The 13,808-nt window shown below is 42.1% G+C and carries 20 protein-coding genes; 8 read left to right on the top strand and 12 right to left on the bottom strand.

The genetic code is table 11. The annotated features are described in order from the left end of the window. Positions 1 to 49 precede the first annotated feature (49 nt). Positions 50 to 1,300: a glutamate-aspartate/proton symporter GltP gene (gltP, locus tag MHI08_RS02880; RefSeq protein WP_056768426.1), complete on the top strand. Its 1,251-nt coding sequence runs from the start codon at positions 50 to 52 to the stop codon at positions 1,298 to 1,300. 35 nt (positions 1,301 to 1,335) lie between these two features. Here gltP and MHI08_RS02875 read toward each other — a convergent pair whose 3' ends face one another. Both MHI08_RS02875 and MHI08_RS02870 read right to left on the bottom strand, forming a co-directional pair. Further along, the gene (locus tag MHI08_RS02875; protein ID WP_342499975.1) at positions 1,336 to 2,355 is read right to left on the bottom strand and encodes a S66 peptidase family protein; all 1,020 of its coding nucleotides are present in this window, start codon (positions 2,353 to 2,355) and stop codon (positions 1,336 to 1,338) included. Between the two features lie 76 nt (positions 2,356 to 2,431). Then, entirely contained in the window at positions 2,432 to 3,307 is an 876-nt protein-coding gene (locus tag MHI08_RS02870; RefSeq protein WP_122631427.1) for a DMT family transporter, read from the bottom strand. Positions 3,308 to 3,604: 297 nt separating this feature from the next. Between MHI08_RS02870 and MHI08_RS02865 the strand changes: the two genes are divergently transcribed. Together MHI08_RS02865 and MHI08_RS02860 are read left to right on the top strand one after the other, a co-directional pair. Further along, a complete protein-coding gene (locus tag MHI08_RS02865) occupies positions 3,605 to 4,330 on the top strand; it encodes an AzlC family ABC transporter permease (RefSeq protein ID WP_342499974.1) in 726 nt (241 codons plus the stop codon). Beyond that, on the top strand, positions 4,327 to 4,653 hold the full coding sequence (locus tag MHI08_RS02860) for an AzlD domain-containing protein (RefSeq protein WP_342499973.1): 327 nt from the start codon (positions 4,327 to 4,329) through the stop codon (positions 4,651 to 4,653). The genes MHI08_RS02865 and MHI08_RS02860 overlap by 4 nt, the downstream gene beginning before the upstream one ends. 36 nt (positions 4,654 to 4,689) lie before the next feature. On the opposite strand, the gene MHI08_RS02855 is transcribed toward MHI08_RS02860, so the two are convergent. Beyond that, positions 4,690 to 5,352: an O-methyltransferase gene (locus tag MHI08_RS02855; RefSeq protein ID WP_025093548.1), complete on the bottom strand. Its 663-nt coding sequence runs from the start codon at positions 5,350 to 5,352 to the stop codon at positions 4,690 to 4,692. Positions 5,353 to 5,500: 148 nt separating this feature from the next. Beyond that, complete coding sequence (locus MHI08_RS02850; protein WP_024427790.1) at positions 5,501 to 5,686, bottom strand: CsbD family protein; 186 nt, start codon at positions 5,684 to 5,686, stop codon at positions 5,501 to 5,503. A gap of 123 nt (positions 5,687 to 5,809) precedes the next feature. Between MHI08_RS02850 and MHI08_RS02845 the strand changes: the two genes are divergently transcribed. Further along, positions 5,810 to 6,361, top strand: a complete 552-nt coding sequence (locus tag MHI08_RS02845; protein WP_172881622.1) for a GNAT family N-acetyltransferase — start codon at positions 5,810 to 5,812, stop codon at positions 6,359 to 6,361. A 4-nt stretch (positions 6,362 to 6,365) separates the two neighbouring features. Here MHI08_RS02845 and MHI08_RS02840 read toward each other — a convergent pair whose 3' ends face one another. Next, positions 6,366 to 6,953: a LysE family transporter gene (locus tag MHI08_RS02840; protein ID WP_342499972.1), complete on the bottom strand. Its 588-nt coding sequence runs from the start codon at positions 6,951 to 6,953 to the stop codon at positions 6,366 to 6,368. 110 nt (positions 6,954 to 7,063) lie between these two features. On the opposite strand from MHI08_RS02840, the gene MHI08_RS02835 reads away from it, so the two are divergent. Continuing rightward, the gene (locus tag MHI08_RS02835; RefSeq protein ID WP_024425428.1) at positions 7,064 to 7,627 is read left to right on the top strand and encodes an XRE family transcriptional regulator; all 564 of its coding nucleotides are present in this window, start codon (positions 7,064 to 7,066) and stop codon (positions 7,625 to 7,627) included. 37 nt (positions 7,628 to 7,664) lie between these two features. Here MHI08_RS02835 and MHI08_RS02830 read toward each other — a convergent pair whose 3' ends face one another. The 6 genes from MHI08_RS02830 to MHI08_RS02805 all read right to left on the bottom strand — a co-directional run bounded on the left by MHI08_RS02830 (position 7,665) and on the right by MHI08_RS02805 (position 11,748). Beyond that, the gene (locus MHI08_RS02830) at positions 7,665 to 7,958 is read right to left on the bottom strand and encodes a hypothetical protein (RefSeq protein WP_056768416.1); all 294 of its coding nucleotides are present in this window, start codon (positions 7,956 to 7,958) and stop codon (positions 7,665 to 7,667) included. Between the two features lie 350 nt (positions 7,959 to 8,308). Further along, positions 8,309 to 9,361 carry an LLM class flavin-dependent oxidoreductase gene (locus MHI08_RS02825; RefSeq protein WP_024425426.1) on the bottom strand — a complete coding sequence of 351 codons (1,053 nt, stop codon included), beginning with the start codon at positions 9,359 to 9,361 and terminating at the stop codon, positions 8,309 to 8,311. Between the two features lie 17 nt (positions 9,362 to 9,378). Next, the gene (locus MHI08_RS02820; protein WP_024425425.1) at positions 9,379 to 10,002 is read right to left on the bottom strand and encodes a nitroreductase family protein; all 624 of its coding nucleotides are present in this window, start codon (positions 10,000 to 10,002) and stop codon (positions 9,379 to 9,381) included. Continuing rightward, entirely contained in the window at positions 9,986 to 10,459 is a 474-nt protein-coding gene (locus MHI08_RS02815; RefSeq protein ID WP_025093552.1) for a MarR family transcriptional regulator, read from the bottom strand. Before MHI08_RS02815 ends, MHI08_RS02820 begins: the two co-directional genes overlap by 17 nt. 109 nt (positions 10,460 to 10,568) lie before the next feature. Then, positions 10,569 to 11,111, bottom strand: coding sequence for a dihydrofolate reductase family protein (locus MHI08_RS02810; protein ID WP_342499971.1), 543 nt, complete (start codon positions 11,109 to 11,111; stop codon positions 10,569 to 10,571). An 85-nt stretch (positions 11,112 to 11,196) separates the two neighbouring features. Further along, entirely contained in the window at positions 11,197 to 11,748 is a 552-nt protein-coding gene (locus tag MHI08_RS02805; protein ID WP_339240872.1) for a TetR/AcrR family transcriptional regulator, read from the bottom strand. A 149-nt stretch (positions 11,749 to 11,897) separates the two neighbouring features. Here MHI08_RS02805 and MHI08_RS02800 point away from each other — a divergent pair, with 149 nt between their 5' ends. The 3 genes from MHI08_RS02800 (at position 11,898) to MHI08_RS02790 (ending at position 13,521) form a co-directional block, all read left to right on the top strand. After that, positions 11,898 to 12,521: a GNAT family N-acetyltransferase gene (locus MHI08_RS02800; protein ID WP_339240870.1), complete on the top strand. Its 624-nt coding sequence runs from the start codon at positions 11,898 to 11,900 to the stop codon at positions 12,519 to 12,521. 68 nt (positions 12,522 to 12,589) lie between these two features. After that, a complete protein-coding gene (locus MHI08_RS02795) occupies positions 12,590 to 12,985 on the top strand; it encodes a VOC family protein (RefSeq protein WP_024425420.1) in 396 nt (131 codons plus the stop codon). Continuing rightward, positions 12,982 to 13,521 (top strand): GNAT family protein, encoded by a 540-nt coding sequence (locus tag MHI08_RS02790; RefSeq protein WP_024427798.1) that lies wholly within the window; start codon positions 12,982 to 12,984, stop codon positions 13,519 to 13,521. The genes MHI08_RS02795 and MHI08_RS02790 overlap by 4 nt, the downstream gene beginning before the upstream one ends. Here the strand turns inward: MHI08_RS02790 and MHI08_RS02785 are convergent. Further along, a complete protein-coding gene (locus tag MHI08_RS02785; RefSeq protein WP_339240868.1) occupies positions 13,518 to 13,787 on the bottom strand; it encodes a YesK-like family protein in 270 nt (89 codons plus the stop codon). The genes MHI08_RS02790 and MHI08_RS02785 overlap by 4 nt on opposite strands. Positions 13,788 to 13,808: the final 21 nt, after the last annotated feature.

Genomic DNA, 13,808 nt, shown 5'->3' with positions numbered 1-13,808 from the left:
TTGGAAAATTCTTAATATTTTTCCAAGCATTTAAAGGAGGTAGGAGATGATGAAAAAGTTTATCGCTTTTCAAATCATGATCGCTTTGGTGATAGGAGCTCTTATCGGCCATTTCTTCCCTGACTTCGGAATGGCCCTCAGGCCAATTGGAGATGGATTCATCAGGCTGATTAAAATGATCGTTGTTCCAATCGTGTTCTCTACCATTGTTATTGGTGCAGCCGGCAGCGGCGGCATGAAGAAAATGGGCAGCCTTGGATTAAAGACGATCATTTGGTTTGAGGTCATCACAACCATTGTTCTTGGGATCGGGCTATTATTGGCAAATGGGCTAAAGCCTGGCGTTGGCCTCGATTTCTCTAAATTAGCTAAGAAAGATATTGGGGAATTAGATGGTTATACGGAGAAGGTCGTTGACTTTAAACAAATGGTATTAGATATCATTCCAACCAATATCGTCGATGTTATGGCTCAGAATGATTTACTTGCTGTCATTTTCTTCGCCATCTTATTTGGTGTAGCGGCAAGCGGAATCGGTAAAGCCTCTGCTCCTGTTCTCGCCTTCTTTGAATCAGTGGCACAAATTATGTTTAAGCTCACACAGATGGTGATGGTGACAGCACCTATTGGGGTTCTTGCATTAATGGCTGCTTCTGTCGGCCAATATGGCATTGTTTTATTAATCCCAATGATGAAGCTTGTCGGAACAGTATTTTTAGGATTATTCATTATTCTCTTTGCTTTATTCCCTCTGGTCGCACTGATCTTCCGTTTTAACTACTTCGAAGTATTAAAAATGATTTGGGATTTGTTCCTTGTTGCCTTCTCTACTACGAGTACTGAAACTGTCCTTCCTCAATTGATGGAACGAATGGAGAAATACGGGTGTCCAAAAAGAATCGTTTCCTTTGTGATTCCATCTGGTCTTTCTCTCAATTGTGACGGATCAAGTTTATATTTATCGGTTGCCTGCGTATTCCTTGCACAAGCGTTTGGTGTCGACATGAGTCTGTCACAGCAGCTTTTAATGATGCTTGTTCTTGTGTTAACGAGTAAAGGTATTGCAGCTGTGCCATCCGGTTCACTCGTTGTTCTTTTGGCAACCGCTCATGCTGTCGGTCTTCCCGCAGAAGGCGTTGCCATCATAGCCGGTGTTGACCGAATTATGGATATGGCACGAACAGGCGTGAATGTTCCAGGGCATGCCGTTGCATGTATTGTCGTATCTAAATGGGAAAAAGTATTCCGTGAGTCGGCGTGGGAAGTTCCAAAAGCAGGTGAAGAAACAAAAGGGATGTAATGTGATATGAAGGAAAGGGTTCGCCCTTTCCTTTTTTATGCTAAAAATGTTTGCTTTAGTACGGCTTTTCCTTGAGGATGCAACTGTACTTCTGCATATGCCCCATTAATCAGCGTCATTTGCGGCGGGACATGCCCACAATCTATGTCGTAAAAAATGGGGATTTGTAATTCCTTTTGTAATTCTTCATATACATCCTGATACTGATACCCTTCAACAGGCACATTTACAGCACTACGCCCAAACATTATACCTGAACAGTGATCAAACCAACCTGCTAGTTTTAATTGAACAAGCGATCTCTTCACGCTTGCAGCATTTAATTCGCAGTTTTCGAAATACCAGAGAATCGGTTCATCTTTTATGAATGTTTTCTGAAAAGTTTTGACGTCCCCATAAGGTGTCCCTGCTAAATGACGTATGACATCAATGCAGCCACCCAGCAGTCTGCCCTTTACCATCTTTTCTTGTTGATCAACCGTATGCCAAGCGGTCGATTCTGTTAAATGAAAGACATGTTTAATCGGATCGTCACGCTGCCATTCCTTTTGATACATAGATGAAGAAAACTGGCTTATGTCCATTTCTTCTTTTGTTGAAAGTACTTCCTCCCACATAACAGTCGTTTGATCAAGATCTTCTCCCTGAAGATCGACTAAGTTCGGTCCATGCGCTGTGGCAATGCCTGTTTTTAATGTTAACGCCAGCAGAAGTGCACTCGTATCTGAGTAACCAAGAATCCACTTTTTTTTCATCGATGAGAAATCAAGGTGCTCTAACACTTCCATAAGCAGCTGTCCTCCCCATGGCGGGATGATGTGATCAATCTCCTCACATGTCATCATGTACTGAAGTTCGTTTGCTCGTTCTATCGCAGGCGCAGATTTTGCCTTTTCCTGCTGCCAGACCGTCTCTCCACATATGACATCGTAGCCTCTATTTTTCATTCGTTCACATGAAAGCTGAAACATGTTATGTAAAGATGGCTGTACACCTGAGGAAGGTGCTGTAACGCCAATTGTTTGTCCTTTTTGCAAATGCGGAAATTGTATCATTCTGCTTCCCCCCAACCTCTACTCTCTTCCCTGCCCATTTTAAAGAAAATGCCCCTTTTATAAGGGACATCTCTTCTTATTCCTTTTGACGCAGTACAGTATAGACTCCTGCAAAGATACATAGAATCCCAATGAATGAGCGTATCCCCATCTCTTCACCTAAAAGCAGCCAGCCGAGAGCTGCCCCTACGATCGGTTGAAAGAAAAAGAACAGACCGCCGCTCGAGGCATCCATCAATTGAAGCCCTCTATTCCACAAAAAGAATGCTAGAGCTGTTGAGATGATGCCTAGATAGAGAATGCCGCCCCAAATCTCTGGCCTTGCCATCTGCTCCACATCTAGATGAGGTAAGCGAAATAAAACAGCTGGTGTTAAGACAATGAATGCAATGATGATCGCATATGTGGTCGTCACGACTTGAGGGTATTTTCCTGGAACTCGTTTCAGCAAAACAGACATCAGTGCCCAAGTTAAAGCAGCGAAAACTAATGAAAGACCGCCAACAAATTCATCTGTTTGCACTGCGACTGGTCCAATCATGAGCCATACACCTGCTGTCGCAAGCAGGATGGATGCGCACTTTCGAACAGTCATGGCTTCTTTTAATAGAAAGAACGCAAACAGCACCATAAAAGCAGGGGTCGCAGATGTAATCACAGCCCCCATTTGTGCCGACGTATACATGGTGCCAATTTCTTGGGTCACAATTGATAGGAAATTTCCGATCAATCCGATCATGACAACAAGCGGGATATCTTTTTTATCTAATCGAAAGGAATAGCCCAAGCGCCAAATGGTGCATACCAGCACGATTCCTGCTACAGCATATCTCATCCATACTAGCTCAAGCGGCGGAACCACCGCTACTGTTACTTTGACAACAACGTACATGCCGCCCCAAATACTTGCAGCGATTGCTAGGTAAAGGGCGCCTATATATTTTTCCTTCATCTTTTCCCCTCCGTTACTAGATATATTGATCGCCATATCCACAAACGGAGATCACTCTCCGTTATGGACGGAGGGTGTTTGGTACATCATGTTCAAATAAAGGCTTCCATAGCATTGTCGTCACCTCATTTATTTTTATTTTCAGACTACTTTATAACAAATTCTGGTTGACTTCAATCCTTTTTTGTCACCATTTTTCTTCATATAATAGAAGATAAACGGGTATTGACATGCTGAATTCGTTTTCATATAGTAAGTAAAACTATAGGTGGCCACGGAGAAAAGGAGTAGAGGACGTTGGATATTGAAGCGAGGAAACACATTCCCAGCACGGAACATGAACCGTTTCTCGAGGGAATAAAAGATTGTGTGCCAACCCTGCTCGGTTATATGAGTATTGGGTTTGCCTTCGGAATTGTTGGAATTAGCGCACAGTTAAGTATATGTGATATTGCGCTTTTATCAATTTTTATTTACGCAGGTGCTTCACAGTTTATTATCTGTGCACTGCTTGTAACAGGGAGTCCCCTTTCCGCTATTATTTTCACCACATTTATTGTCAATCTGCGGCATTTATTGCTCAGCCTGACGCTTGCTCCTCATTTCACACGCTACTCTGTGAAACAAAATATAGGATTCGGTCTATTGCTGACTGATGAATCCTTCGGTGTAGCGATAAATAAATTAGCGCAGCAAGGAAAGCTGAATAACAGGTGGATGCACGGACTGAACTTAACGGCGTATTTATGCTGGATTGCGGCCTGCATACTTGGCGGCATTTTTGGACATTGGATTTCAAATCCTGAAGCGCTTGGTCTTGATTTTGCTTTATCAGCGATGTTTGCTGCACTGTTAGTCCTTTCGTTACAGACAGTACCCAAAAATAAGTTAACTCATCGCCTGTCGCTTGTGTTGTATATGGTCATTGCTATGTTTGTTCTGCTTCATTTTGTTCCATCACATGTGGCTGTTCTCATAGCAACTGTACTTGTCGCAACTATTGGGGTGGTGACAGATAAATGATTAGCAGCTTTATGTTATGGCTCATTGTTGGTTGTATGATCGTCACCGTCATTCCGAGAGTCGTCCCCTTTATATTTGTACGGAGTATTCAGCTGCCTGAAGTGGTGCTGAAATGGTTATCGTTTATCCCTATTTGTATCTTTACAGCTTTGATTGCAGAGCATCTCTTCATCCATACATCAACAGGCACAGGCGTCACCATTCACTGGATGTATCTTGCTGTCTTGACTCCTACTGTACTCATTGCTGTTTGGACAAAAAGCCTGTCACTTACTGTTCTTGTCGGCGTCATGCTGATGGGCGCTGCTAGATGGTTTTTCTAAAAGAAAAAGCTTAACCACATGTGGTTAAGCTTTGTTTCATTTGACGATTCCGTATACAAATCCATCATAACCTTTTTCCCCAACAGTTTGAATCGCTGTTGCCTCTATTCTCGGCTCTTGTTTGAGTAAATCGAAAAATTCACGAGTTCCTTGTACTCGTTCATCCTCATCAGAGTCATGAAGGACTGCACCATTTCTGACGACATTGTCTGCAATAATGACTGTTCCCTTTTTCGAGAAATCTAACGCCCACTTCAGATATTTCGGATTGTTCGGTTTATCTGCATCAATGAAAATGAAATCGAATGGAAGCGCAGCCTTCTCTTTTAACTGAGATAACGTATCTAATGCCTTTCCTTCCAAAATGCTCACCCGTTCTGATAAGCCCGCTCTGCTGATGTTTTGCTGTGCGATCTGTACATGATGGCTGACAGCCTCCAATGTGATGAGTTCCCCATCCTCTTCAAGAGCACGGGCCAGCCAAATAGTACTGTATCCACCGAGTGTCCCGATTTCTAAAATGCGCTTTGCATTCTTCGTTTTTGCTAATAAATAAAGCATTTTCCCTTGGGCTGGTGACACATCAATTTCTGGCAGACCCGCTTGCTTATTATGAGTAAGGGTTTGCTCCAATACATCATCTTTAGGAATCAACTTGTCTGTGATATACTCGTCAACTTTTCCCCACACGTGCTCCATTTCATCCATCTCCCTTGATTATGTCTTCTCTCTCAAGTCTACATGATGATCGTGAGAACGTATAATCAATTCTTTTCACACATCTATTCATTTTTTTGATGAAAGACATGTGATGAGGAATACATGAAGTAACGCACTTGTTTCGGTTCTACTCGTTCAGCTTATTTTTGACATCCCCTTTTTTATCTTGAAGCTTTCCTTTTGCTTGATCCTTTTTCCCTTCTGCTTTCAAGTTTTGATGATCGGTTGCTTCACCAAGCTTTTCTTTGACTTGACCTTTGACTTGATTTGTTTTTCCTTTCGCTTTATCCATATGTCCTTTTTCTTTACTCATTTGTTCCACCTCCACGTTTGATACTATTCATTTAGCCTTTTTGAAAGATACAAAACATCTGAGTGTGCGATGTACACGTTTCAGGTATGATAGACATTAGAAGAAGGGTTGGTGTTCTATTTCATGATCATCTCTGAAAAAATATTCACAGTTCGTGGGTTGACCTATCATATTCGGTCCGCTTCAGCAGCCGATGCCAAACAGTTATCAGCTCTCAGACTGAAAATCGATGGTGAAACAGAATATTTAGACCGTGAACCGGGCGAAGCCTTTCTTGATGAAAAAGCATTTGAGGCTTTGATTCAAGAGGATAGCAAGCAAAGCCGGCATTTATTTTTGGTCGCTGCTATTGAAGGAAAAATTGTTGGTTTTTCAAGATGCGAGGGCCATTCACTCAAGCGCTCTGCTCATAAAGTGACATTTGGCGTCGCCATCCAGAAAGATGCTTGGGGCTATCACATCGGGAAAGAGCTTTTAGCCGCTTCAATCGACTGGGCAGATCAGCAGGGCATTCAGAAGATCTCCCTTCATGTGCTTGAAACGAACAAAAAAGCCATTCGGTTATATGAGAACCACGGCTTTTTGATTGAAGGCGTATTAAAAAACGATAAACGGCTGAGTGACGGATTATATTATGATACTGTTGTGATGGGCAGACAGCGGCCAAGCTCCTGACTACTTACATCACATAGCCCCATATCATCGAAATCGCACTGTATATCAGAAGCAGCCCCATCACATACTGGAACGGTTTTTCGTAAGCAGTCAAAAAACGCTTATACAAAGAGCCAAATAAGCTCCAGCTGAATGTACCGAGAAAGCCAATGAGTGCGAGAATCAGCGTCCATATGACATACTGCATATTAGATTGTCCGTATGGCAAAACAAATGTTGAAATCACAGTCAATCCATACAAGATCGCTTTTGGGTTGATAAATTGCAGCATCATACCAGGGATAAAATGATTGTAGCGATCAAGTGTTTCGTCATCCCCGCCTTTACTTTTCATGATTTTGACCGCTAAATAAATCATGTATGCAGCTCCGATGAACGCCATAACCCAGCCTATTTTCGGCATCACTTGATAAAGGATGAGATTAAAGAAGCAGCTCAAACACAAAATGACGAGAAATCCGATACCTACACCTAAACAAAATCGAAATGTTTGCTTGACCCCATATTTATTTGTAAAGACCATGGCCATGATGTTGTTGGGCCCTGGGGTAAAGCTGCTAACAAAAGCATAGAACAACATGGATACAATCAAAATGCCGCCCCCCTTATACGTTATTTAGACTTTAATTACTTTATTGCGTACATTACGTTTTATTGTAACGTTCGGTCTTTATAAAGTAAATAGAGAAAGGAGCTTTTTTCATGGAAGACGTACAATCGATTATTTCTAAAAATGTGAGGCTTCTTAGAGATCAAAAAAAATTAAGCCTCGAAAAGATGGCAGAATTAACTGGTGTCAGCAAGACGATGATTGGACAAATTGAAAGAGGAGAATCGACCCCTACCATCACGACTTTGTGGAAAATCGCCAACGGATTAAAGGTATCTTTTAGTGAGCTCATTCACGCACCACAGCCTGAAATCAAGGTAGTACGCAAAGAAGATGCACAGGTTTTAACTGAAGATGATGGAAAATATCGTGTATACACGACTTTCCCTTTTGACGACCGGGGGAAATTTGAAATGTACCGAGTGGAAATTGATCGAGGCGGGTCGCTTCGTGCGAGTGAACACATTGGGGGAACAGAGGAATTGATCACTGTTTTTGAGGGAGTCCTTGATTTATCCATTGGTGATGAACAATACACCTTAAAAGCCGGAGACTCTATTCGTTTTAAAGCGGACCGGACGCACACGTATAAACAAACCGGAGAACAAATGGTACGGATGCAAATGATTCTTTATTATCCTCATGAAAAAAGCTGACAGGCTGGCTTGTCCACCTGTCAGCTTTGCGTTTTATTTAATTAAATCCCGGATCGCGTACCACTGTTCCAGTAAATGTGACTCTATATTTTCCTAATCCTAATTCTTCAATAGAGGTTTGTTTTAAAATCCCTACCCAGCCATCCTCTGCATATACAATACTTTCTGGGATGTTTGATGTCGTATATGTTCTTGTTACTGAAACAGTTCGACTGGCCTGAGCCGTTACTTCACTGTTTGTTTGCTCCTTTGCTTCCACTGGAGCAGTTGCGACCCCAGCACCCGTTAAGACAATTGCTCCAACCAAAACAGAAGACATGACCTTTTTCACAAAAAAATCCCTCCCTTTTTTGTTGAACGTATAAACTATACCATAATTTAGAACTTTTGTAAGTTTATTTTTTCATTTTTTTGAAAATTATGATATCATTGTCTTATGCTGGATAGAGTGCGTTACATACTTCTATGCATTTATACTCATCTCAATCTAGTGAAACAATTGTGAACGGAGGTGATTTCATGAAAAAATGGCTCATCTGTTTTCAACTTGTTTTCCTCTTCACCTTGACGACCACACCACTTGCTTCTGCTGCTTCATGCCCTACAGTGAAACCATGTGTTATTGATCCTTAAGCATAAGAAAAGGCCGATCAAGCCTATTCTCTTGATCGGCCTTTTTATTTATTTTTGCTCTGCTTCCCAGCGGGCAACCTCTTCTCTTACTTTAGGAGCCACTTCTTTTCCAAATAGCTCAATGGCTTTCAGCACTTGATCATGCGGCATTGAACCAACCGGTACATGAAGCATAAAACGTGTGATGCCTACATTTTTTCTAAGGTGAATGACTTTCTCTGCCACTGTATCTGGATCTCCTACATACAGCGCCCCTTCTAAAGTTCTCGCTGCATCAAACGTAGAACGAGTATAAGGTCCCCAGCCGCGCTCTCTCGCTAATGTGTTCATCACATGCTGTGTAGATGGGAAGAATTGATCTGCTGCCAGGTCTGTTTCTGCCGCAACAAATCCATGAGAATGTGATGCTACAGTTAATTTCTCAGGGTCATGTCCAGCGTGCACTGCCGCTTGCTTGTACAGCTGAACGAGCGGTGCGAACTGTCTAGGACTTCCGCCAATAATGGCAAGTACAAGCGGTAACCCTAGTAATCCAGCACGTACGACAGATTCACGGTTTCCTCCACTGCCGATCCAGATTGGAAGCGGATCTTGAACAGGTCTTGGGTACACCCCAACATCCTGAATGGATGGGCGATGCTTTCCGCTCCATGTTACACGCTCTGACTGCTGTAATTTCAACAGCAAATCAAGCTTTTCTTCAAATAATTCTTCATAGTCGTCCAGGTCATAGCCAAAGAGAGGGAATGATTCAATAAATGAACCACGGCCTGCCATAATTTCTGCACGTCCGTTTGATAGTCCATCCAGCGTTGCAAAATCCTGAAATACACGAACAGGATCTGCTGATGAAAGAACTGTCACAGCACTTGTCAGACGAATATTTTTTGTTTGTGTGGCTGCAGCCGCTAAGACGACAGCTGGATTCGATGCGGCGAAATCCTCACGGTGATGCTCACCTACGCCAAATACATCGAGACCGACTTGATCTGCTAAAATAATTTCTTCTACTACTTCTCGAATACGCTGTGCGTGACTGACTGTTTTTCCTGTTTGAAAATCGGGTGTTGTTTCAACAAATGTACTAATTCCTAGTTCCATAATGGGAACCCCCTGTCTTATAAATATGTCACAAATTCAGAAACTGGCTTTCTATAGCCTCTCGCTTGTCTGCTCTCTACTTTTTCTTTTCCGAGTGTAATCATTAACACAGGAACCAAATCTGATTGAATGTTTAATACCTTTTTCATTGCTTCGGGATCAAAACCGATCATCGGGCAAGTATCCCAGCCTTTATTTTTAGCGGCAAGCATAAACAGCATGGCAGATAAGGAAGCATTGCGGATCGCCTCTTCCTTCTGGAAATCGGCTCCTCTCTGCACATAAAAGCTCATGGTCTCTCTGACCATTTCTTCATATTGCTGCGCATTGATAATGCCTAGCATTTTTAGGCCTTCATATATGTTCCCTGCGTGCTCATAAGCTTTTGGATCTCCGAGTACGATGATCGCTGCTGAAGCAGAGTGCACTTTATATTGTCCAAATGCCGCTTCTCTTACTTGTTCTTTCAGCTCTTCTGTTTGGACGACGACATATTGTGTATGCTGCAAGTTAAAAGCGGATGGTGCCAGCTTGACCTCTTCAAATATGCTGTTAAGCTCTTCTCTCGAAATCGAGATATTTGGCAAAAAATTTGATGCGGATCGTCTTTCACGTACCAACGTATCAAAGCTGAGTGTCATCTTGTTTCCCCTTTTCGCGAAGTTGTTTTGCACCTAAACCGATTTTTTTCAGTAATTCAATGAGCTGCTCTTTTTCTTCTTTTTCAATAAAGGCTAGATTTTGCGAAATGACCTCTGTGTGTTTAGGGAAAATATCGTCAAACAATTGCTTCCCTTTTTCCGTCAGCCATACATGAAATACCCGCTTATCTGAAGGCGCACATTGCCTTTTCACCAGTTCTTGTTTTTCTAGTTTGTTCACGACATATGTCATGCTTCCACTTGGGATTGAGAGGATATCGCTAATTTTTTGAACAGGCTGAGGCCCTTTACTGTAGAGCAATTCAAGGATCTGAAAGTTCTCAAATCCGATATCATAACGTTCAATGTCTTTTTGGATATTTGTAAAAAGGGCTTGATAGGCTTTCATCCACACGCGGAATAGCCTTAAATCTAATTCATGATCATGCTGCACCATGGCAACTACTCCTTTTTCAAGAAATCCTAAAACTAAGATAAATTTATCCTAACACTAGGATATTTTCTTGTCAACGAGTTTATTTCATAAAAAAAAAGACCACCTTGGTTCAGTGATCCTCTTCTTTTAAGATAAAATGCATTTCAGCAATTTGTTTATATTGATTTACTTCCTGTAATGAAAACTTGGATTCCAGATCCGCCGGCGAAAAGAGAGGAATTCCTCTTCCAATCATGACAGGTACGATTTGAAGAAAAAGCTCATCAACCAATCTTGCTTGTATGCAAGATTGAAGCAGTCCCCCGCCGCCAACAATCCAAATATTCCGGCCTGTTTCATTCTTTAATTTTTTCACAAATGATAAGATATCTTCGCGAATGATATGGGTTCCTTCCAGACTGTCTTGTAAAGTACGTGACATGATATAACATGTCTTTCCTTCATAAGGAAACTCATCTGGTGACAGCTGAAGAACTTGTTCATATGTATTGCGCCCCATAATCAGCGTATCGACTGACGCATAAAAGGTGTCATAGCTCGTTTCTTCTTCGCCCTCTGTCCCTATCAGCCAATCGAGCCGGTGATCCTCTCTCGCTAAATATCCATCGATACTCATCGCCCCATAAAAAAGCAGCTTCCTTTTCTCACTCAATCCCACCACTCCCTCACTTCAAATAAGAACATATATTCTATTTTATCAAAAAGAAAAGACAAAGGCTACATAACTTTCTCCCTTTTTACGATTCCTGTTCCACCTTGACGAGAAGCTCGTATAATTTATGCGCGAGCTTGCCGGCATCAATGGTCATTTCTTCATGAATCCATTCCTCGAGTACACCCACGACCCCAGACACGACAAAAGAGGCCTCTATTTGCTCATTCTCTGTAATCGGCCGCTGATCAAGCTGCCACTCTTTCATGATTTTTTCTTTGAAAAAGGCTTTGAATTGGTTTGTCGTTGGGCCATTTGGTTTTACAAATAACGTCAACATATATTGATTCTCTTTCAAGTACTCCGTCGTTTTGTTTAAAAAAGAAAGCATATCAAGAGGATCCTGACTTGGAAAGGATTCATCATATAACCCCCCGAGCTGATCGAATAGTTCTTTCTCAAGCTGTTCATATAAATCAAACACATCTTGATAGTGCAAATAAAAAGTTCCCCTGCCTAAATCTGCTTTCCTTGATAGCTCTGATACTGTAATCTGCTGCACTTCCTTTTTCTTTAACAGTTCAAGGAAGCTTTCCCGAATGGCTCTTTTTGTTTTGATTGTTCGTCTGTCCTTCATGACATCCCCTCCATTGTTGAACAATCAGGCGCCAAATGTCTATTTATGAACAGGATCTCATCCATTGCCGATGTTCGATTGGTTTACTTCTTATTATAATCAACACATGTTCAATAATCTATATATGTTCAGTAAAGGAGGGCCATCTTATGTTTCATTTCAGACTTGCTAGAGAGGATGAACTGCCTCAAGTGGCAGAGTTGTTAGATGATTCGTTTCAGGACTATTCATTTTTTGACCTATTATGTGAAAAGGTCTCAAACCGTTCTGCTTTCGCTCGTCAGCTGCATTTGGTCAATACAAAGGTGTATTTTCAGCATCAAATCTGTTTGGTCGGGGTTGAGGACGAGAAAATTGTGTCTGCTGCCCTTTTAAAGCATCCGCGACTTCCTGAACCAGGCGTCATGGATTATGTGTTGTCAGGTGGGTTAAAGCTGCTCTTCACTGGCGGTATATCGGCGATTCAGCATGTGTTCCGTGTGTTAAAGGAGGCGAAAAAGGCATGTTCTTCCTTAAAGCAGCCTTACTGGTATTTAGAAGCACTTGTCGTGGCAAAAGACCAGCAAGGAAAAAAACTCGGAAGCCGCATGTTAAAGCAATGCCTTTTTCCCTTTATCGCCCGGCAAGGCGGCGGACTGTTTACACTGATGACACACAACGAGGCCAATCGTCAGTTCTACCGGAAAAATGGCTGGATGGAGTTTGATGAAAGGGTATTGCGCGGAAAGGAAATGTCCTTGGAAAGCTGGAGCTATAAAACCGTGATTAAATAAGGTATCCTCTTCAGGTGATGATATAATAGAGTCAGTTCAATCAATGATCATACTTGGAGGAGAGACTGATGATACGACGACTTGATCATATCGTGTTGACTGTACAACATATGGAGGACACCATTCGCTTTTATACAAACGTATTAGGGATGAAGGAAGAAACTTTTGGTGAAGGCCGTAAAGCGCTTCGTTTTGGTTTACAGAAGATCAACCTCCATGAAGCTGGTCATGAATTTGAGCCAAAAGCGGCTCATCCTCTTCCTGGATCTCATGATTTGTGCTTTATCACCGATTTAGACATGGACAGTTTGCTGCTGCACCTCCGGAAGCAAGTGGTCCCCATTGAAGAGGGGCCGGTCAGACGCACAGGTACATTAGGTCCAATTGAATCTGTTTATATCCGTGATCCTGATCTGAATTTAATTGAAATCTCTCGATATATAGAGGAGGGTGATCCGTCATGACTCGTATATTTTTGAGACCGATTGAAGAGCAAGATTATCCTGGTATTCAAAGAGGATGCCAGCATGCAGAAACACTTTATATGACTGGCACACGCAAAACGTTCACACTAGAAGAAATTCGCTCCGCCTATACTCGCTTTTTGCAGGATGACAGCAGACGAGATTTCGCCATTTGTTTGCTAGACACGAAAGAGATGATTGGAGATGCGGCGATTGTGGACATTGATCCAATCAATCATACGGCAAGCTTCCGCATTGCGCTTCACGGGCCAGAGCATTTTCAAAAAGGCTATGGCACTGAAGCTGTTCGGATGGTTCAAGCATTTGCCTTTGACACATTAGAACTCAACCGTCTTGAGCTTGAAGTCTTTTCCCACAATCCAAGGGCCTTTCGAAGCTATGAGAAAGCCGGATTTCAATACGAAGGAAAAAGACGCCAAGCGCTCTATTTCAACGGTACATACTCAGATGTCATCATCATGGGCATCCTTCGTGAAGAATATAAAAACATGATGAATACAGATGCTCCTGCTTAAGAAGGGTCATCTTTTTTAAAAAATTGAATTCCAGTGACGATGATTAAACAAATGCTGGAAGAGAGAACGATAGAGATACTCGCTAGACTAAGCACCATGCCTTCCCATCTGCCAATAAAAAAACTAACAATCAATAAAACCAAACCAAATAAAATCAAGCATATTGGGACAATGAACCCCGCATGGCGCTGCCGGCGTCTTTTCCCTGCCCACCATGAGAGACACAAGACAACGATTGTAAAAAAGGCGGTTTGCAGCCAGAACATGTGATATCAACTCCTAACCCA

The sequence above is a fragment of the Bacillus sp. FSL M7-0791 genome (assembly GCF_038627085.1).
GTDB lineage: Bacteria > Bacillota > Bacilli > Bacillales > Bacillaceae > Bacillus > Bacillus safensis.
Note: the sequence above shows the minus strand (reverse complement) of the source record. Positions and strands in the feature narration are given on the sequence as shown.